The organism is Pseudofulvibacter geojedonensis, from assembly GCF_042675745.1.
Lineage (GTDB): Bacteria > Bacteroidota > Bacteroidia > Flavobacteriales > Flavobacteriaceae > Pseudofulvibacter > Pseudofulvibacter geojedonensis.
The window spans coordinates 87,661-112,568 of record NZ_JBHTJM010000002.1 but is presented as its reverse complement, the minus strand read 5'-3'; the positions used below and the strand labels follow the sequence as shown (position 1 = coordinate 112,568).

Annotated in this window: 22 protein-coding genes; 20 read left to right on the top strand and 2 right to left on the bottom strand. The window is 28.9% G+C overall.

Features of this window, described 5'->3' with window-relative positions; genetic code table 11:
* Positions 1-38: 38 nt before the first annotated feature.
* Together ACFQ1O_RS01275 and ACFQ1O_RS01270 are read right to left on the bottom strand one after the other, a co-directional pair.
* Positions 39-815 (bottom strand): O-methyltransferase, encoded by a 777-nt coding sequence (locus ACFQ1O_RS01275; protein ID WP_377712493.1) that lies wholly within the window; start codon positions 813-815, stop codon positions 39-41.
* A 3-nt stretch (positions 816-818) separates the two neighbouring features.
* Positions 819-2,681: an ABC-F family ATP-binding cassette domain-containing protein gene (locus ACFQ1O_RS01270; protein ID WP_377712490.1), complete on the bottom strand. Its 1,863-nt coding sequence runs from the start codon at positions 2,679-2,681 to the stop codon at positions 819-821.
* A 109-nt stretch (positions 2,682-2,790) separates the two neighbouring features.
* On the opposite strand from ACFQ1O_RS01270, the gene ACFQ1O_RS01265 reads away from it, so the two are divergent.
* The 20 genes from ACFQ1O_RS01265 to neuC all read left to right on the top strand — a co-directional run bounded on the left by ACFQ1O_RS01265 (position 2,791) and on the right by neuC (position 24,908).
* Entirely contained in the window at positions 2,791-3,591 is an 801-nt protein-coding gene (locus ACFQ1O_RS01265) for a polysaccharide biosynthesis/export family protein (RefSeq protein WP_377712488.1), read from the top strand.
* A 1-nt stretch (position 3,592) separates the two neighbouring features.
* Positions 3,593-6,040: a polysaccharide biosynthesis tyrosine autokinase gene (locus tag ACFQ1O_RS01260; protein WP_377712486.1), complete on the top strand. Its 2,448-nt coding sequence runs from the start codon at positions 3,593-3,595 to the stop codon at positions 6,038-6,040.
* 10 nt (positions 6,041-6,050) lie between these two features.
* Complete coding sequence (locus ACFQ1O_RS01255) at positions 6,051-6,914, top strand: ABC transporter permease (RefSeq protein ID WP_377712484.1); 864 nt, start codon at positions 6,051-6,053, stop codon at positions 6,912-6,914.
* A 3-nt stretch (positions 6,915-6,917) separates the two neighbouring features.
* Positions 6,918-8,192 carry an ABC transporter ATP-binding protein gene (locus ACFQ1O_RS01250; RefSeq protein WP_377712482.1) on the top strand — a complete coding sequence of 425 codons (1,275 nt, stop codon included), beginning with the start codon at positions 6,918-6,920 and terminating at the stop codon, positions 8,190-8,192.
* Positions 8,193-8,208: 16 nt separating this feature from the next.
* Positions 8,209-9,708 (top strand): hypothetical protein, encoded by a 1,500-nt coding sequence (locus tag ACFQ1O_RS01245; RefSeq protein ID WP_377712480.1) that lies wholly within the window; start codon positions 8,209-8,211, stop codon positions 9,706-9,708.
* A gap of 140 nt (positions 9,709-9,848) precedes the next feature.
* Positions 9,849-10,694, top strand: coding sequence for an NAD-dependent epimerase/dehydratase family protein (locus tag ACFQ1O_RS01240; protein ID WP_377712478.1), 846 nt, complete (start codon positions 9,849-9,851; stop codon positions 10,692-10,694).
* A complete protein-coding gene (locus ACFQ1O_RS01235) occupies positions 10,679-11,635 on the top strand; it encodes an ATP-grasp domain-containing protein (protein ID WP_377712476.1) in 957 nt (318 codons plus the stop codon). The genes ACFQ1O_RS01240 and ACFQ1O_RS01235 overlap by 16 nt, the downstream gene beginning before the upstream one ends.
* 5 nt (positions 11,636-11,640) lie before the next feature.
* Positions 11,641-12,282: an HAD family hydrolase gene (locus ACFQ1O_RS01230; protein ID WP_377712474.1), complete on the top strand. Its 642-nt coding sequence runs from the start codon at positions 11,641-11,643 to the stop codon at positions 12,280-12,282.
* A complete protein-coding gene (locus tag ACFQ1O_RS01225) occupies positions 12,279-12,911 on the top strand; it encodes an acetyltransferase (protein ID WP_377712472.1) in 633 nt (210 codons plus the stop codon). Before ACFQ1O_RS01230 ends, ACFQ1O_RS01225 begins: the two co-directional genes overlap by 4 nt.
* Before the next feature lie 2 nt (positions 12,912-12,913).
* The gene (gene rffA, locus ACFQ1O_RS01220; RefSeq protein ID WP_377712470.1) at positions 12,914-14,044 is read left to right on the top strand and encodes a dTDP-4-amino-4,6-dideoxygalactose transaminase; all 1,131 of its coding nucleotides are present in this window, start codon (positions 12,914-12,916) and stop codon (positions 14,042-14,044) included.
* Positions 14,045-14,047: 3 nt separating this feature from the next.
* Positions 14,048-15,199, top strand: a complete 1,152-nt coding sequence (locus tag ACFQ1O_RS01215; protein WP_377712468.1) for a TDP-N-acetylfucosamine:lipid II N-acetylfucosaminyltransferase — start codon at positions 14,048-14,050, stop codon at positions 15,197-15,199.
* A gap of 10 nt (positions 15,200-15,209) precedes the next feature.
* Positions 15,210-15,992, top strand: coding sequence for a CatB-related O-acetyltransferase (locus ACFQ1O_RS01210; RefSeq protein ID WP_377712466.1), 783 nt, complete (start codon positions 15,210-15,212; stop codon positions 15,990-15,992).
* A 6-nt stretch (positions 15,993-15,998) separates the two neighbouring features.
* Entirely contained in the window at positions 15,999-17,000 is a 1,002-nt protein-coding gene (locus ACFQ1O_RS01205) for a glycosyltransferase family 2 protein (protein ID WP_377712464.1), read from the top strand.
* A gap of 14 nt (positions 17,001-17,014) precedes the next feature.
* Positions 17,015-18,178 (top strand): glycosyltransferase family 4 protein, encoded by a 1,164-nt coding sequence (locus ACFQ1O_RS01200; RefSeq protein WP_377712462.1) that lies wholly within the window; start codon positions 17,015-17,017, stop codon positions 18,176-18,178.
* A complete protein-coding gene (locus tag ACFQ1O_RS01195) occupies positions 18,165-19,097 on the top strand; it encodes a glycosyltransferase family 2 protein (protein ID WP_377712460.1) in 933 nt (310 codons plus the stop codon). The genes ACFQ1O_RS01200 and ACFQ1O_RS01195 overlap by 14 nt, the downstream gene beginning before the upstream one ends.
* Before the next feature lies 1 nt (position 19,098).
* Complete coding sequence (locus tag ACFQ1O_RS01190; protein ID WP_377712458.1) at positions 19,099-20,349, top strand: UDP-glycosyltransferase; 1,251 nt, start codon at positions 19,099-19,101, stop codon at positions 20,347-20,349.
* A complete protein-coding gene (locus ACFQ1O_RS01185) occupies positions 20,342-21,430 on the top strand; it encodes an acyltransferase family protein (RefSeq protein ID WP_377712456.1) in 1,089 nt (362 codons plus the stop codon). Before ACFQ1O_RS01190 ends, ACFQ1O_RS01185 begins: the two co-directional genes overlap by 8 nt.
* 3 nt (positions 21,431-21,433) lie before the next feature.
* Positions 21,434-22,720 carry a hypothetical protein gene (locus ACFQ1O_RS01180; RefSeq protein WP_377712454.1) on the top strand — a complete coding sequence of 429 codons (1,287 nt, stop codon included), beginning with the start codon at positions 21,434-21,436 and terminating at the stop codon, positions 22,718-22,720.
* Positions 22,721-22,730: 10 nt separating this feature from the next.
* Positions 22,731-23,729 (top strand): N-acetylneuraminate synthase family protein, encoded by a 999-nt coding sequence (locus tag ACFQ1O_RS01175; RefSeq protein WP_377712452.1) that lies wholly within the window; start codon positions 22,731-22,733, stop codon positions 23,727-23,729.
* Between the two features lie 24 nt (positions 23,730-23,753).
* Positions 23,754-24,908, top strand: coding sequence for a UDP-N-acetylglucosamine 2-epimerase (neuC, locus tag ACFQ1O_RS01170; RefSeq protein ID WP_377712450.1), 1,155 nt, complete (start codon positions 23,754-23,756; stop codon positions 24,906-24,908).

Genomic DNA, 24,908 nt, shown 5'->3' with positions numbered 1-24,908 from the left:
AAGATTAATGCTAATATAACCCAAAGATACGGCATTGTTTATAATCTTATTTTAAAATGTTTTTGATGAGTGTCTTCTGAATTAAAGAAAACTAAGCCCCAAAAAAATGTGTCTATAGTGGTTTTTACTCGAGTATCTTTTTTAATTACATCCCAAGCCTCTTCCATTTCTTTAGACCAGTGTATATCGTCAAAAATAAAGACAGAATTAGAATTAGAATGTTTTATTAATTTATTAAAATAATTAAGTGTGGCCTCTTTTTGGTGGTTGCCATCAAAATAAACCAAATCATATATACTTGAGGAGTCAATATCGTTAAGGTATTTGTTAAACTCGCCTATTACTAAATCAATGTTTTTAAAATTGAAGTTTGTAAATTGTTGTTGAGCTATGTTACCAGTTTCTGGGCAACCTTCTAGGGTTGTTATTTTTCCTTTTGGGTAGCCCAAATGTAAAGCAGCTGTGCCTAAACCTAAAGAAGTTCCTATTTCTAATGAGTGTTTAGGTTTGAAGTAATTTGCTAACTTGCTAAGCAATACCGCTCGTTTGGGGGCTAAGCCAGCATTTCTAGCAATAGCAGATATTTTTCGGGTATTGCTTTTAAAAACTCGACTCCCAGAACCAAAATCTGTTACTTGAATAGTCTGATGATTTTGATAAAGTTTATGGCGATATTTTTTTAAAGTTGTGTAGAGAGGAAAAAGTTCTTTATTGAGTAAACTCTCGTTTAAAACCTCATTAATAAAAAGCGATTTTGTTCGGAGTTTGCTTTTAGCGATAAATATAAATTTTATGTATGCTAATATTTGAAACATATATTACTCTTCTAGTTTCATAGATAATTCTAACCAACGATCTTCTTTAGTTTCAATACTTGTGATAATTTCTTGAAGCTTTTTAGATGCTTCTTGAATTTCTTCTTGGTTTAAATTTGGGTTGTTGAATATTTCTTCTGTTTCTTTTTTCTGTATGTTTAATTTTTTAATATCGTTTTCTAGTTTGTTAAACTCTTTTTGTTCGTTAAATGAGAGTTTAACTTTACTTTCCTTTTTCCAGGTGTTTTTTTCTTTTTTAGCCTCTATTTTTTTTTGTTCCGGAGGATTGCTGTCTTCATAAGATCTAAAGTCAGAGTAATTACCAGGAAAATCTTCAACGATACCTTGACCTCTAAAAACAAATAAGTGATCTACTACTTTGTCCATAAAGTATCTATCGTGAGATACTACTAGCAAGCAGCCTGGGTAATCTAACAAGAAGTTCTCTAATACGTTTAGTGTTATAATGTCTAAATCATTAGTTGGTTCATCAAGGATTAAAAAATTAGGGTTTTGAATTAACACTGTACATAAATAAAGTCTTTTACGTTCTCCACCTGATAGCTTTTCTACAAAATCATATTGTCTTTTTTTGCTAAACAAAAAACGCTCTAATAATTGAGCTGCAGATATTTTTTTGCCTTTTGCTAGAGGGATAAATTCTCCAAACTCCTTAATAACTTCAATTACTTTTTGTCCCTCTTTTATCTTGATGCCTTTCTGGGTATAATATCCAAATTTTATAGTATCTCCAATAATAACTTTTCCTGCGTCTGGAGTAAGTGAATGGGTTAGTATGTTAAGAAAAGTAGATTTTCCGGTTCCGTTTTTTCCAATAATACCAATTCTTTCACCTCTTTTAAAAGTATAGTTAAATTTATCAAGTATTGTTTTACTTTCAAAAGCTTTACTTACATTATGAAACTCAACAATTTTATTTCCTAAACGCTCCATGTTAATTTCTAGTTGCATAACATGTTCTTTACGTCTAGAGTGTGCTTTTTTCTTTATTTCAAAGAAATCGTCTATTCTAGATTTAGATTTTGTAGTTCTTGCTTTTGGCTGCCTGCGCATCCAATCGAGCTCTTTTTTAAAAACATTTCTCGCCTTGTCTATTTCTACATTTTCAGCAGTTACACGAGCTTCTTTTTTGTCTAAGTAGTAAGAATAGTTGCCTTTATAGCTATATAATTGTTCATTTTCTAACTCAATAATTTCATTACAAACGCGTTCTAAAAAATACCTGTCGTGAGTAACCATAAACAGAGTAATGTTTTCCTTTCTAAAATAGGATTCTAACCATTCAATCATTTCTAAATCTAAATGGTTTGTTGGCTCATCAAGAATTAATAAATCGGGTTTATTAATAAGGATTGTGGCTAATGCTAATCTTTTCTTTTGACCACCAGAAAGTAAATGAACTTTTTGGTTTAGGTTTTCAAGTTTTAATTTGAATAATATTTGCTTGTACTGAGTTTCAAAATCCCAAGCATTGTGTTGGTCCATTAAATCAAAAGCCTTTTGATATGCTTCTGTGTTTTCAGGATTTTCTAAAACTTTATTATATTGTTTAATTACCTGAAGTGTTTTGTTGTCTGAAGCAAAAATGGTTTCTTCTATTGTAAAGTTTTCATTTAACTTGTCTTCTTGAGAAAGAAATGCAACATACAGGTCTTTTCTTTTTACAATTTGCCCTGCATCAGCTTCTTCTAAGCCGGCAATAATATGCAAAAGAGTGGTTTTACCAGTTCCATTTTTGGCAATAAATGCTATTTTTTGATCTTTATTGATTCCAAAAGAAAGATTATTAAATAAAACTCTTTCTCCAAAAGATTTACTGATGTTTTCTACCGATAAATAGTTCACGTAATTATTTTTTTACAAATAAAAGGCAAAAAGCTTAGATAGAGAATATAAAGTTTTATTATTAGGCTTGAAAAGTTATATTTGTAACTTACTTAAATTTATGGGTAGAATGAATTTTAAACTATTTTTAGTTTTTTTACTAGGAAGTTTGTTTTTCACCTCGTGTATATCAAGGAAACAGACAGTATATTTTCAAAATAAAAAAAATGCAGAGTTAGAAAGCGCTTTTTTAAATAAACAATTACCTCCTTATCGTGTTCAGATTAACGATGTTTTGAGTATTAGGATAAAAGCTTTAGATCAAAAATTGGTAGGTATGTTCAATCCAATTGCTTCAGAAGATAATGTAAATGCTACTTCTGGTCAGAATTTATATTTTGATGGTTTTTTAGTAGATGATCATGGCGATGTAAATATACCGACTTTAGGAAAGGTTAATGTTTTGAATTTAACTGTAGAGGAAATTAAGGAGAAAATAAAAAGTCAATTACTTAAGGAATACTTTAAAAAAGAGGCAAATATTTTTTTAACAGTTAAATTATCTGGGGTAAAGTACACTATTTTAGGCGAGATAAAAAGACCTGGAACCAGTATACTATACCAAGAAAGAGTAAATATTTTTGAAGCCATAGCTAACTCTGGTGACATACCTGTTTTAGGAGATAAAAAAGATGTTTTAATTCTAAGACCTTTTCCGGGTGGACATAAAATTCATCATTTGGATTTGACAGATAGTAAAATTTTAGAATCTCCTTTTTTTTATGTTCAACCTAATGATATGATATACATTAAGCCATTGCCTCAAAAATCTTGGGGAACAGGAACAAATGGTTTACAAACTTTTACAACTATTATGTCGGTTTTTACAGCGTTAACTACAACAATTTTGTTGTTTAGAACACTTAACTAGTATGATGGAAGAAGAATTTAAAATTTCGGAAGTTAAGCCGATGCTTAATTTTAAAGACTTGTTTTTTAAGATTATAGCTTTTTGGCCTCTATATGCAATTTTTTTAGCAGTTAGTTTAGTAACTGCTTATCAAATTAATTTAAGAAAGCAATCAGTTTATCAAATGGCAACAAATGTTGTTGTTTCTAATGATAAAAACCCTTTTTTTACAAGTAATACGAGTTTGACTTTTAATTGGGGAGGGGCATCAGATAAAATACAAACAACAATTACTTTATTAAAGTCTAGAACCCATACAGAAAAGGTAGTAGAGTATTTACAGTTTTATGTTAACTATGTAAAAAAAGCAGAATATTGGTCGTATGATGCATATAAAAAAGTACCCTTTTTGGTTGAAGTTGATACCTCTTCATATCAGATTTTAAATCAGTCTGTAAAAATAAAACCAATAGATGATTACAAGTATAGTGTAACTTATACAGAGAAAACTTCTGCAATAGCTCAAAATTATAGTACTAAACATAAAAAGAGGGTACAACAAAAAGGAGAAAAAATAAGTAGAATATTTAATTACGATAGCTTGGTTAAATTACCAAACATGTCATTTAAGCTACATAAGCTATCTGGAGAATTAATAGAAGATTTGTCGCCCTTTAGTATCTATTTTGCTGATTTTGATGCTACGGTATCTCAATATAAAGGGATTTCTGTAAACAGTATGGATACAGGGTCGCCTATAGTTAATTTAGTACTTAGAGGGACTAATAAAAAAAGGTTAGTAGATTATTTAAACGCATCGGTAAAAGTACTTAGTAGAGATCAATTAGAAAGAAAGAATCTATATGCTACAAGAACTATTACATTTATTGATAAGATGCTAGATAGTTTACGATCTCATGTAAAAGATAACGAATCGAACTTAAATGATTTTAGAAGAAAAACGAAATCATTAGACTTGTCTTCTGAAGGAGCAAAATTGTCTGGAGAACTAACTTCTCTAGATATAGAAAAGCAAATGATTGATAAAAAATTTGATTATTTAAAAATATTAGAAGACTATTTAATTAACAGGAAAGAATACCAGCAGGTTCCTGCTCCATCAGTAGCTGGTATAGAAGATCCTAATATTACAGGGAACGTATCTAAAATTCATCAAATATCTATTGAGCGTTCAAAACTAAAGAACAGTTTTCAAGAGACATCACCAGTTTTCCAAGATTTAGATAGAAATATTTCAGCTATAAAAACGGTATTACTAGAAAATATTAATTCTTATAGAAATGCTTTGTCTATAGAATTAAAGTCTGTAAATAGTAGGTTGGCTAAAGTAGAAGGAAAGTTCTCTAAGCTTCCAGAAAATCAACAAAAGCTTATTAATATTGAACGAAAATATAATTTAAGTAATAATTTATATGACTTATTTCTAGCTAAACGAAATGAGGCTGGACTTATAAAAGCTGCTAATGTTTCTGACTTGTTGGTTATTGATACAGCAAAAGATGTAGGTGGAGGATTAATAGGACCGAATAAAAGGCTAAATTATATTTTTGCGTTAGCTATTAGCTTTATAGTACCAACTTTAATAGTGTTATTGTTATTCTTTCTAAACAATAAAATTACTGGACCAGACGATATAGAATTTTTATCTAAAATTCCAATTTTAGGAGCTATTGGTAAAAGTGATAGAACACTTGTAGTTTTTGAGAAAGGAAAATCTTCAGTAGCAGAGGCTTTTAGGTCTGTAAGGTCTAATTTAGAGTTTGTTTATAGAAAATCTCAGAAAGAAGACAGTACTAGAGTAGTATTGGTTACATCATCTGTAAGTGGAGAAGGAAAGACATTTACAACTATAAATATAGCTACAATGTACGCTATGAGTAATAAAAAAACGGTTTTGGTTGGATTAGATTTAAGAAAGCCAAAAATATTTGATGATTTTAAGTTACATAATAATTTTGGTGTTGTAAATTATTTAGTAAAAAATAAGGAATTGCCAGAAATTATACAAAAAACACACATACCCAACTTAGATTTAATTACATCTGGACCAATACCTCCAAACCCTTCTGAACTTTTAATTAGTAAGGAAATGGATGAGTTTATAAATGAGTTAAGAAAGGTGTACGACTATATAATATTAGACACTCCACCGTTAGGATTAGTTACAGATGCTTTAGATCTTACTCGATTTTCTGATGCAAACCTATATATGGTAAGGCAGAATTATTCTAAAAAAGGAATGTTAGGTCTTATTAATGAAAAGTATAAAAACGGAGAAGTTAATAATATAAGCTTCATATTAAATTACTACAAAGCAAAGTCTGGTTACGGTTATGGCTATGGCTACGGTTATGGATATGGTTATGGCGTGTATGGAAATGGATATCATGAAAATGATGTAGAAATACCGTGGTGGAAAAGAATCGTTAATATTTTTAAAAGAAAATAAATCACTTTTAATGAAAAGAGATAATGAGGATAGGTGGTTATACGAAATTAAACCTAGTACTAAACTTTTAAGTCTTAATTTAAAAGAAGTATGGAGTTATAAAGATTTACTTTTTTTGTTTGTAAAAAGAGATGTAATAACTGTATATAAGCAAACAATTTTAGGTCCGTTGTGGTATATAATTCAGCCTTTGTTTACATCTGTTATATTTACATTGGTTTTTAATAATATAGCTAATATTGCTACCGATCCTGTTCCTTCTTTTTTGTTTAACCTTGCAGGAATTACAGCTTGGAATTACTTTAAAGATTGTTTAGTGCAAACTTCTGACACGTTTAGAAAAAATCAAGCAATATTTGGTAAGGTTTATTTTCCAAGAGTTATTATGCCAATGTCTACAGTGGTTTCAGGTTTGTTAAAGTTTGGAATACAGATGCTGATGTTTATTATATTTTATGCAATTTATGCCTTTAATGGTATGCAAGTAAATATCGGATTAAGTGTGCTTTATTTACCCTTTTTAGTGTTGTTTATGGCAATGTTTGGTTTAGGTATAGGAATGTTAATATCATCTATGGTTACTAAGTATAGAGATTTAACTTTTCTAGTTAGTTTTGGGGTACAGTTGTTAATGTATTTATCTGCAGTAGTTTATCCATTAGAATTGGTTAAAACTAAGTTGCCAGCATATTCATGGATAGTTGAGTACAACCCGTTAACGACTATCATAGAATCTTTTAGAAGAATTATTTTAGGAACAGGAGATGTTCTTTTTGTTGATATGCTTAAAATCTTTGCTTTAGCATTGATAACATTGTTGTTTGGTATGGTTGTTTTTAACAAGACTGAAAAGTCCTTTATAGATACAGTTTAGTATATGGAAGATGTTATATTAAAAATTAGTAATGTCTCAAAACAATACAGATTAGGAACTATAGGTACCGGAACTATTAGTCATGATGTAAATCGTTGGTGGGCCAAAATTAGAGGAAAATCAGATCCTTATTTAAAGGTTGGAGAAGAAAACGATAGAGCAACTGCAGGAAGTACTCATGGGTATGTTTGGGCTATAAAAGATATTGATTTTGAGGTTAAAAAAGGAGAAGTGCTTGGGATTATTGGTAAAAATGGGGCAGGAAAATCTACTTTACTTAAAATATTATCAAGAGTTACTGGGCCAACAACTGGAAGCATTAAATCTAAAGGAAGAATAGCTTCTTTACTAGAAGTTGGAACAGGATTTCATCCAGAAATGACAGGAAGAGAAAATATTTATTTGAATGGAGCTATTTTAGGGATGACTAAAAAAGAAATCAATTTAAAGATTGATGAAATTATTGAGTTTTCTGGCTGCCAAAGATATATAGATACTCCTGTGAAAAGATACTCTTCTGGAATGAAAGTTCGTTTAGCTTTTGCTGTTGCAGCTCATTTAGAGCCAGATATATTAGTAGTTGATGAAGTTCTTGCTGTAGGTGATGCTGAATTTCAAAGAAAAGCCATTGGTAAAATGCAAGATATCTCTACCGGTGAAGGTAGAACTGTATTATTTGTAAGTCATAATATGGCTGCGGTAGAAACTTTATGTACAAGAGCTATATCTTTAAATAACGGAAAAGTTGAATTTGAAGGAAGACCTAGCGATGTAATTTCTAAGTACTTAAATTCAAGTGCTCAAAATGAAAAAATAATCGATTTTGAACAAAAAGGAATTTTTGAGGGGAACGATTCTGTACAGATTTTATATGCGGGTATAGAAAATACATCCTCAACAAATATTTATGATGTTATTGATATAACAAATGAATTTATACTTAAAATAAAACTGTTAAATAAAACTCAGAATAGCCAGATATCTGTAGGGTATGATTTAATGACATTAAAAGGCGATGTGGTGTTTGGTTCAGGTAGTATGATCAATTCAAATTTATCTAAAGAAACAATAGTTACTTGTACGATACCTTCTAATTTTTTAAACAATGATGTATACCAAATATGTTTATATATTCATGATGAAAATATGAAACGAATATATTTAAAATCTGAGTTATTGGTTTTTGAAGTGAAAGATGTAGAAAGAGAAAATGGATTTTTAGGAAAAGTGAATGGGGTTGTAAGACCAAAGTTGAACTGGAATGTTTTAAATTCATAATTTATTTATGAAATGGATGCATAAACTTTTTGAAAAGAAAATTTCTGCCACGGGTTTAGGGGTTTTTAGAGCTATATATTTTTTAAACTTTTTTTTTGAAGTTAAATATATTTACAATAATAGACAGCTTTTTTTTGACACTGTACCTTTTATAAAACCTTTTGAATTAGACTTTACTTACCCGTTAATTATATGGTTATCAATACTAATATTTATAGTTATTGGTTATCATACTCGATTCTTGGTTATTATAAATTACTTATTTTCATTAATATTTATTTCTACACTTAGTTCATTTGAGTATCATATGGATTATGTTTATTGTGGAATGAATTTTTTAGCTATGTTTTTACCTTTGTCTAAAGAGTTTTCTATAGACAAGCTTATAAGTCAAGATAATTCATCAGATCATAAAGTTTCTGTTTTGTATTATTATTTCCCTCTTTTTTTATGTGTAGGACTTTTGTATTTTGACTCTGTATTATGTAAGCTAACATCTAAAATGTGGTTAAATGGTTTAGGAGTATGGTTGCCAGCATCAACACCTCAAATAACTATTTTTAATGATCAGTGGTTGTTAAATCAAAAATACCTTATGTTATTTTTAGGGTATCTAACATTAGTTTTCGAGTTTATATTTGTTTTTGTTTTCTTTATTAAAAAACTCAGAATACCCATATTGATTATTGGGGTAGGTTTGCATTTAGGTATCTTATTAGAGTTCCCTATACCATATTTTGCTTTAGGAATGATGAGTTTTTATGTTTTAATGGTGCCTGTTTCTTTATGGGATAAATTATTCTTAAAAATAAGCTCCTGGGAAGTATCGACAAAATTGGTTTTTTATATAAAAAAGATCTTTAAATCAAATGTTTCTTATGGAGTAGTTCCCCAGAAAAGAAAGTTTATGATTTTAAAAGTCTTGTTTATTTCGATGCTATTTTTTCAAGTAAATACAAGCTTTAATGCAGCTTTTATGCAGCCTTTAAATAAAGAAGTTTACAAGGTGTTAAGTATGCTTAATTTAGATAGTAGGTTTAATATGGTAAATAAGAATATTGCTGCTTTTTCAAAAGTAACATTAGGCATAACAAATCATACAGTTTTTTTAGATGGGCATTTTGATGGTTACAATCATGTAGTAGGTATAACTTATGTAAAAGATGGAAAAGAAATTTGGTTGCCGTATGTAAATGAGAACGGTATGGCAAATAAAAATGCCACAGGATCTGTATGGGCTTTTTTAGGCTTTAGAACTAATGGAACACTAGTAAAGCCTAAAAAGTTTGAATATGGAATTGCTAGGTTTACTGCATTTTGGGCCCGTAAAAATGGAATATCATTAAATGATGCAACTTTCAAGATTAAGGTTAAAAAAATAGATTCTCCTAATTGGAAATGGGAAAAAGATTATTTATCAAAACAATTAGATAAACCTTGGCAAGATGCTGGAGAGTTAATTTGGTTAAAAGAAAAAGCACAGATTAATTTGATTAAAGCTATTGAAGAAATATAAAAGAGAATGATTAAACTCTTTTAATATTGAACATTATTAAAGCTATTTAACTAAATAGCTTTAATTTAGGTGTTTGAAAGTTATTTTTTAAAAATGAAAAAGAAGTTTACCGTTGTAAAAACTAAATCAAAGTTTTAAGAATGAAAAATGAAAATTTAGTTGTTGGAGCTAATGGTTTTTTAGGTAGTTATTTATGTAAATACCTTATTTCCCTTAATCAAAAAGTAACTGGTGTATATCATAAAAATAGAGCCAATTCAATAGAAGGTGTAGATTACATCAATATAGAACAAGCCTTGTCGAGTAAGAAAGAGTACACTACGGTTTATATTTTAGCAGCTTTCATACCTAATAGCGATTCTATAGATAATTTAGATAGTTTGTTTAATTCAAATGTTTCTTTGGTAAGCAAAATTTGTCAAAAAAATAAAAACGCTAGAATCGTTTTCAGCTCTTCAGTTTCAGTATACGATTTATCAAACCAAGTTCTTAAAGAAGATAGTGTTATAAGTCCAAAATCTTTTTATGGGATATCTAAGTTTTGGGGAGAACAAATAGTTAGTAAGCATAAAAATTACGGAATAGTTAGAATTTCATCTATGTATGGAAGCGGTATGTCAAATAGTACTTTTTTGCCAATTATTATAGACAATGCTATTAGTAAGAAAACTATTTGTTTGTTTGGTAATGGCGAAAGAGAACAAAATTATATTCATGTAAGTGATGTAGTAAAGTATTTATATAAAGCTTCTTTAGAGAAAAAAAATGAAATTTATCTCGCAGTGAATACTCTATCGCATTCTAATAGAGAAGTAGCAGAAATGATTAAATCGTATTTACCAGAAGTGAGTATTAAGTTTAACGGTTCAGATCTATCTCCTTCATTTGTTTATGACAATTCTAAAACAAATCTTATATTAGCAATTAACCCTAAAATAAATTTAGATAAAGGGGTATTATCTTTAATTGAATGGAAGAAAAAGTAGTACTTGTTACTGGAATAGGAGGGAATGTTGGTCAAGGAATTATTAGAAACATCCGTTCTTTATCTTATAATATTAAAATTATTGGAACAAATGTTATTGCTTTCACAGAAGGTAATCATTTGTGTGATGCCACTTATATTACTCCATATGCTTATGACGATGGTTATGTAGATTCAATAGTAAAGATTGTTAAAAAAGAAATAGTAGACTTAATTTTGCCTTCTACAGATTATGAATCATATTATTTGTCAAAATTTATCAATAAAATAGCTTGTACTGTAGTTACTTCACCATTTTCAACTTTAGAAGTTTATATAGATAAATACAAAACATACAACTTTCATAAACAGAATAATATTCCATTTGCTCAATCTGTTTTGCCATCTCATTATAAAGGAGAGTTTAATGAGTGCATAGCAAAACCAAGAGAAGGTAGAGGTTCTAGGGGAATTGAAATTAACCCAAAACAATATAATTATCTAGATAAAGATTACCTTATTCAAGAGCTACATAGAGGGAAGGAATTAACAACGGCATTTTATGTAACTAAAGATAATGAATTGCATGGTTTTATTTCATTAGAGAGAAGCTTGAGTAATGGTGCTACCAAACAATGTGAGGTAGTTACTGAATATGATGATAAGATTAAAAATATTTTATTAAAAATAATCAATTGCATTGATATTAAAGGGAGCGCTAATATGCAATTTATAGTTACTGATAAAGGAGAAATTGTACCTTTTGAAATTAACTGTAGAATTTCAGGAACAAACTCTATTAGACATAATTTCGGATTTCAAGATGTTAAATATACTTTGCAAGAGTATTTATATAAAGAAAAATTAGACCTACCCAAAATAACTAAGGGGAAAGCAATAAGAATATTGATGGATGTTATTTACCCAGATTTAAATGACGAATCAAATGCCTATATTTATTAAGAAGTATGATTAAAGCAGTTGTTTTTGATGCGGCAAATACCTTAATTTATAAACCAGAAGTTTATAAAGCTTATTTAAATGTATTAGTTGGTAGCGGTTTTGATATAGATATGAAAAAGTTTATGTTTCATCATAAACTAATTAGTGAATGTGTTTTTTTTCCAGATGTTACTGGCGAAGAGTTTTATAAGAAATTTAATAGTGAGTTATTGTTATCTTTAGGTATAATTCCTAAAGAACAATTGTTAAAAGATATATTCTACGCCTGTAAGAACCTACCTTGGGAGATATATGATGATGTTGCCGAACTCAAAGAAATAGATTTACCATTATTTGTCTTTTCAAATTTTAATAAAAATCTAATAAAACTGTTAAGCTCATTACTAGGTGTAGAGTTTAAAGCATATGCTATATCTGAAGAATTAGGTGTTGCAAAGCCTAATGAAAAGTTTTATAAAAAAGCAATTAGTTTAACTGGTTTTCAACCAGAAGAATTACTTTACATAGGAGATTCTATTAAATTAGATATGATTCCAGCTAAGGAATGTAATATGAATTCTGTTTTAATAGATAGAGAAGGATTTTATTCAAACTATAATAAGAGTATAAAGAGCTTTCAAGAAATTAAAGATTATTTAAAAGCATGAAAAGATTAGCTATTATAGGGTCGGGAGATTTAGGTCAACAAATAGCTTATTATGCTGAAACAGATAAGCAGTATAAAGTAGTTGGTTTTTTTGATGATTTTACTCCAAAAGGTGCTTTAGTTAAAAATATTCCAGTTTTAGGGAAAATAGCAGAAATTGAAGAGGCATTTAATAATAATGTTTTTGATGTTATTCTAATAGGAATTGGTTATAAACACATTGAATTTAAATCAAATATTTATAAAAAACTTAAAGGAGTAATTCCCTTTGGTAAATTGATACACAGTTCAGTTATAGCAGACGAAAGTGCAATTATAGCAGATGGTGTTGTAATTTACCCAGGTTGCTTAATAGATGCTCAGGTAGAGATACAGGAGAATAGCTTGCTTAATGTAGCTGTAACAGTTGCACACGATACCAAAATAGGAGCTCATAGCTTTTTGTCGCCTAGAGTAGCTTTGGCAGGTTTTTGTGCTGTTGGAGAAAAAAATATTTTAGGAATAAATAGCACAGTTATAGATAATATAACTACAGTTAACAATGTTCAACTGGGGGGAGGAACTGTGCTTATTAACAATATAGAAAAAGAAGGATTGTATGTTGGTAATCCTGCAAGATTTATAAGATAGTAATGATTCCATTTAACAAACCATATTTAACAGGTAACGAAACCAAATATATTGAAGAAGCAGTAAATTCAGGTAAAATTTCGGGTAATGGAATGTTTACTAAAAAGTGTCAGGCTTATTTCGAAAAGAAGTTAGGAGTAAAAAAAGCCTTGCTAACAACAAGTTGCACAGATGCTTTAGAAATGTGTGCTATATTACTGAATATACAACCTGGAGATGAAGTTATAATGCCTTCTTATACATTTGTTTCTACAGCTAATGCATTTATTTTAAGAGGAGCTAAAATTATTTTTGCAGATTCTAGAAAAGATAATCCTAATATAGATGAATCTAAGTTAGAAGACCTTATAACAAATAAGACAAAAGCTATTGTGGTTGTGCATTATGCAGGTGTAGCATGTGAAATGGATGCAATAATGAAAATAGCAAATACTCATAAGTTATATGTAGTAGAAGACGCAGCACAAGCAATAGATAGTTATTACAAAGGAAAACCTTTAGGAAGTATAGGTCATTTAGCGGCTTTCTCTTTTCATGAAACTAAAAATATTCAATCTGGAGAAGGAGGAGTGTTAGTTATTAATGACGATGAGTTTATAGAGCGATCAGAAATTATATGGGAGAAAGGAACTAATCGTTCAGCCTTTTTTAGAGGAGAAGTTGATAAATACGGATGGGTAGATGTAGGATCTTCTTTTTTACCTTCTGAGATTATTTCGGCATTTTTATGGGCTCAATTAGAAAATCTAGATAAAATACAAGCTAAAAGAAAGCAAATTTGGAATGCATATAATGAAGGGTTAAAAAAACTAGAGAAATCTAATCAAGTTAAATTGCCTACTATTCCAGAAAACTGTACCAATAATGCTCATATGTATTATTTATTATGTTCTTCTTTACAAGAAAGAACAGCGTTGATTCGTTTTTTAAAAGAAAGAGACATAACAGCTGTATTCCATTATTTATCATTGCATAAAAGTCCGTTTTTTAATGACATGTACGAAGGAAAAGAGTTGAGGGCAGTAGAGAATTATTCTGATACTTTATTGAGGTTGCCATTATACTATGAGTTAGAAAAAGAGGATCAAGTTTTAGTTATTAAAAATATACTCGAATTTTTTAATAAGAATTAGTTAATGGTTAACAGAGTTATACATATAGCAGAAGATAGAATATTTATAGATTCTGCAATTAGGCAATTTGAAAAGGTAATGCCTAGAAAGAATGTATTTTATGTGTTTACAGATGATGGAGAAAATAAAATAAAAAGAATAAAAAATATTAACGAGGTTATTGTTAATTCTCCTGAAGTCGAAATTTTTTCAACTATTAAAAGTTCAGATTTAGTCATATTCCATAGTTTAGTTCCTAGGTTTTATAATTTAGTAATAAACTTACCTAAAGAAGTAAAATGTGTTTGGTTATGTTTTGGATTTGAGGTTTATAATGATAAAAGATTGTTTCCGGATAAAATGTTATATGATCAAATAACGTTCGGTAAATACGGTCAAAAGAGAAGAGAATTTAAGACTCGTTTTAAAGAATGGAGCAGGCCTTATTATAGATTACTTAAAAAGAAATTGCCTTATTCTGAATATGAGCTAAAAAAACTAGCCATGGAAAGAATTGACTATTTAGGGAGCTCTTTTAAAAATGAATATGAATATATTCAGAAAATTATAGGTTATAAGAAAAAGTTTTTCCCTTTTTGGTATTATCCTCTAGAAGAAATAATAAATGTAAACGACTTAGCTGTAGAAGCAGATAAAACCAATATACTTATTGGTCATTCAGGAGTTCCTTATGCTAACCATATAGATACTTTTAAAAAACTAGAGAATTGTAACTCTTATTTTAAAGAAATAGTTGCTCCTTTAAGCTATGGAGACAACCATTATATAAAAGAAATACTTGAGTTTGGAGAGCGTTTATTTGGTGAAAAGTTTAGTCCATTGACTAGCTTTTTGGCTTTAGATGAATACAATAGCATAATAAAAAAATGTAAAGTAGTTGTTTTTAATAACAGAAGACAACAAGCAGTAGGGAATACAATAGCGTTAATTTGGATGGGAGCAAAGGTGTTTTTAAGTAAAAAAAATACTTTTTATCATTTTTTAAAAGAGAAGGGAGTAAATGTTTATTGTTATGAGAATGATTTTAATGAGCAAAATATTAAGAATCAATTACAAACGATAGAAATAGATCATAATAGAAATGTTTTGTTAGGTATACTGTCTTCAAGTGTATTGGAAGAAGAGTTAAAAACAGTGATATCTACGATCAATTAATATTTTTTAAATGCTTATTAGAATAAAAAATAAAATAATTAGGACTTTAAAAAAGGAATTAGATAAACTTAATTCTATAGCAATAAGTTATCCATCATCTACTAAAGTAATAGGAAGTAAAATATCTAATCAGGTAACTTTAGGAAATGAAAGTAAGGTTATAAAGTCTACTCTTTTTTTTAAGGGTTCTATTGGTAATAAAGCCTATATAGAAGAAGCTGTATTAGAAGGAAATTGCGAAATAAAAGAAAATACTAAGTTGTATAAGTGTAATTTAGTTGGAAATATAAAAATAGATAAATACTCCTCACTTTGGGGACCAAATATTGATATTATAACCAGAAAAGAACAAGAGGTTTCAATTGGGAGCTTTTGTTCTATTGCTCGTAATGTGTCTATGCAGGTATTTAATCATAACTATAAAAAAATTACGACCTATTTTATAGGGCAAAATTTATTTAATGAAAAATGGTCTAATGAGAGAGTAAGTAAAGGAAATATTGAAATTAAAAATGATGTATGGATAGGAGCTCATAGTGTTATTTTGGGAGGGTTAACCATTAATAATGGAGCAATAGTTGCAGCAAATAGTGTTGTAACTAAAGATGTTCCTGCCTATAGTATTGTTGCTGGATCTCCTGCTAAAGTTATTACTTATAGATTTGAAAAAGAGGTTATAGATAAACTTGAAGAGCTTGAATGGTGGAATTGGTCTATTGAAAAAATAGAAAAGAATAAATTTCTTTTTGAAGAAGAATTAACAATAGATAGTTTAAATAAAATAAACAATTAAGGAATAATGTTTACTCCTGAAGTTTCAATAATAATCCCATGTTATAATAGAGCGCATATCATTAAAGATACGCTCAATAGTGTTTTAAATCAATCTTATAAGAATTGGGAATGTGTTATAGTTGATGACGGGTCTACAGACGATTCATTAATAGTTTTAGAACATTATAAAAAACTAGACAGTAGGTTTAGGTATTATAATAGACCAGAGCAAGCAGTAAAAGGATCTTCATCTTGTAGAAATATAGGAATTAAAAAATCAAAAGGGAAGTATATTATTTTTCTAGATTCGGATGATTTGTTAGCATTCGATTCGCTTGAAAATAGGGTAATGTGTTTTAAAGAAACTCCTCAATTTGATTTTTTAGTTTTTCAGATGGAAATATTCCATGAGGAAATACCAGATTTAAAATTAAAGCAAGGGAAACAGAATTTAATGTCTCATAAAGAGATCTTTAATTCTTTTTTAAGAATGAGAAGTGAATGGCAAATTACTTGTCCTATATACAAAGCCGATTTTGTTAAAAAAATAGGAGGGTTTAGTGAATCACTGAAAATATTTACAGATTTAGAATTAGGCTTACGAGCTACATATTTTTCTAATTCCTATCAATTATACCCTATAATAGATTGTTTTTATAGGAATGATGAAAACTATGTAACTAAAAGAAAAACAAAAACCTTTCTTCAAAAAGCAGGAGATTCGTTTTATAATTATTGCTTATTATTTGATAAAAATATAATTGGATCTACTAATTCTAATGAAAAAAAAGAGACGCTAAAACGTAGTTTTTTAATGAATTACAAAAAGTTCTTTAAAACGTATGTGTTAGTAGAGATGCCTTTATTGTTTGAGCAAAATAAAAAGATTTTAAGGTATTTAATAAAACAGAATTATTTGACTAAAAGTGAAAAAATTAGATTTTCTATAGTAACAGATATTTTATTAAAAGCTTATAAAATAAAAGGGTTTGGTTTGTTTAGGATAATTAATAAGTTAATGCAATAATTATTTCAGAAGTTATGAATATTTTATTGTTTACTTCAGAATACAATCACCCTAAACTTAAGGCTTCAGGTGGTGCAGGAACTTTTTTTAAGATTCTAGCAAAAGAGTTGGTAAAAAAAGGTCACAAAGTGTATGTTTTTGGATTTGGAAAAGAAGCGATATCATTTTCAGACGAAGGAGTTTTTGTGAGTTTTAATAAAAACATAAAAAGCAATTTATTACTTAAAATAGCAAAAAGAACATTGCCGGTAGCCAAGTATAATTATTTAAAAGGTGATTTTGATAGATTTTTGTGGGCTAAACAATTAAAAAGATTCATAAAGGGAAAAAAAATAGATATAATTGAAACATGGGATTATAGAGCAAATTTTCTTTATTTAGATAAAATAGAATTGCCAGTCATAATTAGATGCCATGGCTCTGCAAATGTGTTAAAAAAGTATTTTGGCATTTCTCTTTTTGATGATGCTATTTTAAAGCTAGAACAAAAAGCGTTTAAAAGATTTCATAACATTATTGCTGTTTCTCAATATTCTAGAAAAATTAATAACGAGGTATTTAATAAAAATAATATTAAGGTAATTTATAACGGAATAAACACTGATTTTTTTTGCCCTAATACTCAAATAAGTAAAATAGAGCAATCTATTTTTTATTTTGGAACTTTAGCAGATAATAAAGGGTTGAAAGAATTAGTCTTTATTTTTAATGAACTTATTAAAACAACTCCAAAAGCCAGTTTGCACCTAATAGGTAAAGGGCAAAAATATTTCGATAATTTAAAATCACTGTTTTCTAAAGAAGCATTATTAAGAACTACCTATTATGGGGTAGTAGATAGAGCCTTGCTTCCAGAAATATTAAATAAAGCTCATGTTTTTGTTTTTCCTACTAAAGGAGAGAATTTTCCTTTTTCTTTTCTAGAAGCCATGGCTATGCAAAAACCAGTTATAGTTTCTAACATAGAGGTGTCTAAAGAAATCATTTCTAATAATGAAAATGGTTATATTGCAAGCTCAAAGGAAGATTTTGTAAAGCTAATTAATATTATTTTTAAAAATAATACCGATCAGGTAGCTTTAAGAGCTAGAAAAACGATAGTAGATAAATTTTCAGTAAGTCAAATGGTTGATAATACCTTAAATTTTTACAATAAAATTATTGATGAACATAAATAAAGTATCTATAATAATGGCTACCTACAATAGAGCGCATTATATTGTAGAAACTTTAGCCAGTATAAAAAAACAAACACATGAAAATTGGGAGTGTATTATTGTTGATGATGGAGGAACAGATAATACACAAGAAGTAGTATTAAGTTTTATAGAAAAAGACGATCGTTTTCAGTTTTTTAAGAGAACCAATAAATATGGAAAGGGGCTTCCAGGTGCCAGAAATTTTGGTTTAGATAAAGTTACAGGAGATTTTATTGTTTTTTTTGATGATGATGATATCATTCATCCTCAAGCCTTAGAAGTAACAGTAGCTAGTCTTGTTTCTTCTAAAAGAGATTTTTGCCATTATAAAAAGAAATCATTTACAGAAAAGTTTGATTACAATTTTAAAAAGATTCAAGGTTTTGATTTAGTAAATACTAAAGAAAATTTTTTGGAACAAATGGTATTAAATAAAATAGGGATTGCTTCTTGTACAGTATTATGGAAAAGAGAATGCTTTAAAGATATCAGATTTAATGAAAGTTTAATGTATGCAGAAGAATGGGAGTGTTACCAAAGGATTTTTAGTAATGATACCAAAGGAATAATAATTAATCCCGAACTGTATTTTAACAGAAAACATATTGCATCAAACACAGGAGAGTTTTGGAATAATGATCCTATTAGGGTTAACTCTAAAAAAAAGGCAATTTATTTAGTTGCTCAAAATTTAAAAAAGAAGAATAAGCTTTCAACAATATTGCAAAGTTACTTTTTAAACTGTGCTATTGCTTATAGAGATAAAAAACTTCTAATTGAGTTAATTAAATTAATGGGGTTAGGAAGTAAAGACTCCAGTAAGGTTAAAATCAAATACCTTATATTTCCAATCTGGAAAAGAGCAAAATCAATGTTAAAGAGTTTAAAAAATAAATAGTGTGCCTACAAAAAAAAAGATATTAGTTGTTGTAGAATCTATAGATGTAAACGATAGTAGTGGCTCTAAGGTAAATGTAGCTTTAATAAAAAACTTGGCCGCATTAAATTATATTGTTACAGTACTACATTATACACGCAAGAATATACAGTTAGGAGATTCTATAAGAACTATTTCTATTAAAGAAAGGAAAGCTAGTTGTACATATGTTTTGAGTAGAACTCAACGAGTTATAAGTCGATTATTAAAAATAAATATGTCAGTTTTTTTAGAAAATATATTCGGACATTCTTTTACCTTTTTTAATGATAGCAAAAGTATTAGTAAGGCTATAAAAAAGTATTCTTCTAACGAAGATTTAATATTAACCTTAAGTAAAGGAGCAAGTTTTAGACCTCACCATGCAATGTTGCGTTTTCCTAATTTATATAATAAGTGGATGGCATATGTGCATGACCCATATCCTTTTCATTATTATCCAAGACCTTACAATTGGGTTGAGAAAGGACATCGGTATAAAGAGTCTTTTTTTAGAAAAGTTTCAGAAAAAGCGAAGTATAGTGCTTTTCCAAGCTTGTTACTAAAAGAATGGATGGGAAGTTATTTTCCTAATTTTTTAAAAACAGGAATGGTTATACCTCATCAGGGAGTAGAAGTTAAAGGTGAAAAAAGCTTACCAAGCTACTTTAGCCTAGACAAATTTACCTTATTGCATGCTGGTAACTTAATGTCTAAAAGAGATCCTAGAGGTTTAATAGCTGGTTACAAAATGTTTTTACAAAATAATCCCCAAGCAAAAGATGATTCTATTCTATTGTTGTTAGGGCCAGCAAGTTATCATCAAAATTTTCTTGAAAATGAACTGAACGATAATGTTTTTTGGAGTAAGGGATCTGTTCCTTTTGATGAGGTATATACAATTCAAAAGAATGCCAGTGTAAATATTATTTTAGAAGCGAAATCTGAGATAAGTCCTTTTTTACCAGCTAAGTTTACACATTGTGTAAAAGCTAATAAGCCTATTTTATTATTAGGCCCTTTTTATAGTGAAACTAAACGATTGTTAAAAGACGATTACCCTTATATAGCTGAAATAGATGATGCTAGATTAATTGCAATTTTAATTGAAAAATTATATTTGCAATGGGGTAAAAGCTCTAATGACTTAAAATTAAATAGAGCAGATTTAGATGATTATTTGAGTATAGAGCATTTAGGAAAAACTTTAGCTCCAATATTTGCAAATGAGTAGTGATAAACCAATTTATTTTAAAGGACTTAATGGTATAAGAGCAATAGCTTCTTTACTAGTTGTTATTTGGCATACTGATAGGTTTGTTAGTTTGTTTGGTGTTATTCCTAAAGGTTTTTATAATACCGGAATGGCTTCAAGAGCTGTAGATATATTCTTTGTTTTAAGCGGTTTTTTAATTACTTATTTATTATTTGCAGAAAAAGAAAAAACAGGAACAATTAACTTTAAAAAGTTCTATTTGCGTAGAGTGTATAGAATATGGCCTATTTATTATATCATAACATTCCTAACATTAATTTTAATGCATTTTGAAATTATTCCTAAAGTAAATTATGCTTTAGAAAGTACTGTTTTATATATATTTATGTTAGCTAATGTAGCGTATGCTTTAAAAATAGCAATAACCTCTATTAACCCTCTTTGGTCTATAGGAGTTGAAGAACAGTTTTATTTAATATGGCCTCATATAATTAAACGAGCATCTAATTATTTAAAAGTTTTCATTTGGTTTTATTTGGCGGTTTTAATTGTTAAAATTGTTTGCTTTAAACTGTTTTCGGTAAAAATGCCAAGTTTAGTATCGTTCTTTTATCATTGGAGATTAAATATTATGGCTTTAGGAGCTATGGGTGCTTATTTGGTATTTAATAAGAAAAAAATATTAAGCCTTGTCTATAGAAAAGAGATCCAATTATTAGCTTGGGGAATTTTACTCTATTCGTGTTTAGTGAAACCAATACATTTTTACACAATTATTGATTCAGAAATTAATTCTATATTTTATCTGATAATTATTTTAAACGTAGCTACCAATAGTAAAACCTTAATATCTTTAGAGAATAAAGTTTTTAATTTCATAGGTCAAATTTCATACGGAATTTATATTTACCATTTAACAGTTATTTATGTACTAGTTTATCTTTTTAAAGGGGTGGGAATAAATTATTTTTTAGTACACATTCTTACTTTGTTAATAACAATAGTTGTGGCAAAATTATCATATCGTTATATTGAAATTCCTTTCTTAAAAATTAAAAAGAAGTTTGCTGTAGTAGAAAGTTCAAATGTTAAACAATAACCAGTGATTAAAAGACTCATTATTAGTGCATATGCAGTTTATCCAGAGATAGCTTCTAGTGAAGGTATTGTAAACAAAAATTGGATTGATGTATTAGAGAAAAATGGAGTAGAAACCAAAGTTATTTCATCTCATAAAACTATACATAAAAGCCAAGTTACTAAGTTGTCTAAGTATTTATATTTTATCTATAAATATTACAAAGCAAATAAGTCCAGTTTTATAGGTGTGACCTATAAAATACTTAACAAGTTTTTTAAACGATTTTTTGGTTCAGAAAAAGTTGATTCACTCTATCAGTTTTTGTGGATAAAATTCCAACGAAATAAACTAAAACCTAATTTAGAAATATCAGATCAAGTTATTTGGTCTAGAGTTTTACCAGTCTTTTCATTATTACCAATTCCCCAAAAAGAAAACACGCCATTAATTATCAATATAAATGATCCATTTTCAGTAAAGGAAGATGGAGAAAAGTTAACAGAGGGAAAAATACTAACGGATTATAAAGATCAAACCCAATGTTGGACATTTCCATCTCATAGGTTAGCCATGTATATGGCAGAAAAATATAAGTTAGATAAAAATAGATGTTTTGTGATACCTCATGCTATGGCTAATCAAAATTCGCTATATAAAGGAGGAATAAAAAATCAAAATAATAAAAAATTAAAATACATTTATACAGGAACTTTTTATAAAAGTGCTTTTACTGAAGAATTTAATAGCGGATTACAACGTTTTTGTAAAACTGAAGCAGCAAAAGAAATAGAGTTTACATTTATACTTTCTCAATATGATGATTCCTCTATTCAGTGGTTAAGAGAAGCGATACCTAACGTGAAAATTTTGTTTAAGTTGAGCAGAGAAGAAGTTCTTAAAATAACCGCTACTGCTGATTGTGTTTTGGTGTTAGACGCAATCACTCATCAAGATTTATTAAAAGGAAAATTTGCAGAAGCTATTTCGTTTGGAGTACCTATTTTTGGAGTTACATATCAAAACTCGGTAATGGACTCAGTTATAAAAGAGTACGGGTCTTTATCAGGTTACCAGGAAATTGAAAATGATATTTTTAATAAATTAGAACAGACCTATAAAAACTTAAAAGATGAACTTTGGTTAAAAAGTTTTTATATTAAGCGTCAAGAGGTAATATATAAAATGTCTGAAGAATATATATATCAGGCAACATTAGATATATCTAATTATGCATATGATAGATTTTTATGGAAATCAGGAAAAATAGAAGTTGAACCCAAAAGTCCAGCCCAATATAATTGGCCTTAAATTTTTAAATATGACATTAATAATAGCAGAAATAGCTCAAGCGCATGACGGTAGTTTAGGTATGGCTCATGCCTATATAGATGCTGTTGCCAAAACAGGAGCAAACGCTATAAAATTTCAAACTCATATAGCTGAAGCAGAGAGTAGCATTTTTGAGCCATTTAGAGTTAAGTTTTCTAAACAAGATGATTCTAGAATGGATTATTGGAAACGTATGGAATTTACTTTGCAGCAATGGAAAGGTTTAAAAGCGCATTGTGATGAGGCAGGGCTAGAGTTTATGAGTTCTCCGTTTAGTAATGCTGCAGTAGATTTATTAGAAGAAGTTGGTGTTAAAAGATATAAAGTTGGATCTGGAGAAGTAAATAACTTTGTATTATTAGAAAAAATAGCTCGAACAGGAAAACCCGTTATTATTTCATCTGGAATGAGTTCGTACAAGGAATTAGACGCTACAGTACAGTTTTTAAAAGAAAGAAATGTATTATACTCTATATTACAATGTACAACATCTTACCCAACTTCTCCAGAACAGTTTGGATTAAATGTAATTCAAGAATTAAAGGAAAGGTATCAAGTTTCTATAGGTTTTTCAGATCATTCAGCGTCACAAGAAGCTTGTATAGCAGCTACAGCTTTAGGAGCAGAAATTTTAGAGTTCCATGTAGTTTTTAATAAAGAAATGTTTGGACCAGATGCAAAATCATCTTTAACAATAGATGAAACCACCAAATTGGTAGGAGCAGTTAGAAATATAGAAAGAGCACTGACAAATCCAATAGATAAGGCAGATAATTCAGAGTATGCTACTTTAAAGCAAATATTTGAAAAATCATTAGCTATCAATAAAGACTTACCTGCTGGCCATATAATAACTTTTTCAGATTTAGAAACTAAAAAGCCGAAGGGATATGGTATATTAGCTAGCGATTATAAGACAATAATAGGAAAAAAGCTAAAGCAATCAATGCCTAAATGGAGCTTTTTGAATGAAGAAGATTTATTATAGAATTTATGTTGAAAATTAGAAGTAATGCTTAAAAAAATATGTGCAGTTGTAACTGCTAGACCCTCATATAGTAGAATTAAAACAGCGTTAAGAGCCATCCAAAATCATTCAGAATTAGAACTACAGTTAGTTGTAGCTGGTTCAGCTTTACTAGGTAGGTATGGAAATGCGGTTGATTTTATAGAACAAGATGGTTTTGTTATAGCAGAAAAGGTGTATATGGTTTTAGAAGGAGAGAACCCAACTTCTATGGCTAAAACTACTGGTTTAGGTGTTATGGAATTGGCTAACGTATTTCATAAGCTACAACCCGATGCAGTAATAACTATAGCAGATAGATTTGAAACTATAGCAACAAGTATTGCTGCTTCATACCAAAACATACCTTTAGTTCATATTCAAGGAGGAGAGGTAACAGGCAATATAGATGAAAAAGTACGTCATGCTAATACTAAATTAGCAGATTTACATTTGGTAGCTTCAGAAGAGGCTAAAGAAAGAGTCTTAAAAATGGGAGAAGAACCTAACACTGTTTTTAATACTGGCTGTCCATCTATAGATTTAGCTCATTATATTAAAGAAAATCCGGAGTTAAATTTTGATCCGATTAAAAAGTATGGAGGAGTAGGTGAAGAAATTTTATGGAAAGATGGATATTTGGTTGTTATGCAACACCCTGTTACAACAGAGTATCATTCAGCAAAAAAAGATGTTTTAAAGACCTTAGAAGCTATTAACGAATTACAAATACCAACTTTTTGGTTTTGGCCGAATGTAGATGCAGGATCTGATGGAACATCAAGTGGTATAAGAACTTTTAGAGAGTTGCAAAAACCTAAAAATATTCATTTCTTTAAAAATATGGAACCCAATGATTTTTTAAGGTTATTGGTGAATAGCAAATGTTTAATAGGAAACTCTAGTGTAGGAATTAGAGAATGTTCTTATTTAGGTGTTCCTACAGTAAACATAGGAACTAGACAAAACAGAAGGCAAAGAGGAAGTAATGTTGTAGATGTTGCTTATGATAAAGAAGCAATTAAAGAAGCAATATTAGAAAGAATATCAGCTACAAACATTAAAAAAGAAGTTATTTATGGAGATGGTACTTCTGGAAACAAAATCGCCGAAATATTAGCTAAAACCTCTTTAAGCTTTCATAAAACAATAGTATACTAA

Bases quoted from the DNA above. Each gene is read 5' to 3' on its own strand.
- ACFQ1O_RS01230 (WP_377712474.1), top strand. From the start codon at position 11,641: ATGATTAAAGCAGTTGTTTTTGATGCGGCAAATACCTTAATTTATAAA.
- ACFQ1O_RS01195 (WP_377712460.1), top strand. From the start codon at position 18,165: ATGAACATAAATAAAGTATCTATAATAATGGCTACCTACAATAGAGCG.
- ACFQ1O_RS01245 (WP_377712480.1), top strand. From the start codon at position 8,209: ATGCATAAACTTTTTGAAAAGAAAATTTCTGCCACGGGTTTAGGGGTT.
- ACFQ1O_RS01250 (WP_377712482.1), top strand. From the start codon at position 6,918: ATGGAAGATGTTATATTAAAAATTAGTAATGTCTCAAAACAATACAGA.
- rffA (WP_377712470.1), top strand. From the start codon at position 12,914: ATGATTCCATTTAACAAACCATATTTAACAGGTAACGAAACCAAATAT.
- ACFQ1O_RS01225 (WP_377712472.1), top strand. From the start codon at position 12,279: ATGAAAAGATTAGCTATTATAGGGTCGGGAGATTTAGGTCAACAAATA.
- ACFQ1O_RS01175 (WP_377712452.1), top strand. From the start codon at position 22,731: ATGACATTAATAATAGCAGAAATAGCTCAAGCGCATGACGGTAGTTTA.
- ACFQ1O_RS01185 (WP_377712456.1), top strand. From the start codon at position 20,342: ATGAGTAGTGATAAACCAATTTATTTTAAAGGACTTAATGGTATAAGA.
- ACFQ1O_RS01200 (WP_377712462.1), top strand. From the start codon at position 17,015: ATGAATATTTTATTGTTTACTTCAGAATACAATCACCCTAAACTTAAG.
- neuC (WP_377712450.1), top strand. From the start codon at position 23,754: ATGCTTAAAAAAATATGTGCAGTTGTAACTGCTAGACCCTCATATAGT.
- ACFQ1O_RS01275 (WP_377712493.1), bottom strand. From the start codon at position 815: ATGTTTCAAATATTAGCATACATAAAATTTATATTTATCGCTAAAAGC.
- ACFQ1O_RS01210 (WP_377712466.1), top strand. From the start codon at position 15,210: ATGCTTATTAGAATAAAAAATAAAATAATTAGGACTTTAAAAAAGGAA.
- ACFQ1O_RS01215 (WP_377712468.1), top strand. From the start codon at position 14,048: ATGGTTAACAGAGTTATACATATAGCAGAAGATAGAATATTTATAGAT.
- ACFQ1O_RS01235 (WP_377712476.1), top strand. From the start codon at position 10,679: ATGGAAGAAAAAGTAGTACTTGTTACTGGAATAGGAGGGAATGTTGGT.
- ACFQ1O_RS01240 (WP_377712478.1), top strand. From the start codon at position 9,849: ATGAAAAATGAAAATTTAGTTGTTGGAGCTAATGGTTTTTTAGGTAGT.
- ACFQ1O_RS01205 (WP_377712464.1), top strand. From the start codon at position 15,999: ATGTTTACTCCTGAAGTTTCAATAATAATCCCATGTTATAATAGAGCG.
- ACFQ1O_RS01260 (WP_377712486.1), top strand. From the start codon at position 3,593: ATGATGGAAGAAGAATTTAAAATTTCGGAAGTTAAGCCGATGCTTAAT.
- ACFQ1O_RS01265 (WP_377712488.1), top strand. From the start codon at position 2,791: ATGAATTTTAAACTATTTTTAGTTTTTTTACTAGGAAGTTTGTTTTTC.
- ACFQ1O_RS01255 (WP_377712484.1), top strand. From the start codon at position 6,051: ATGAAAAGAGATAATGAGGATAGGTGGTTATACGAAATTAAACCTAGT.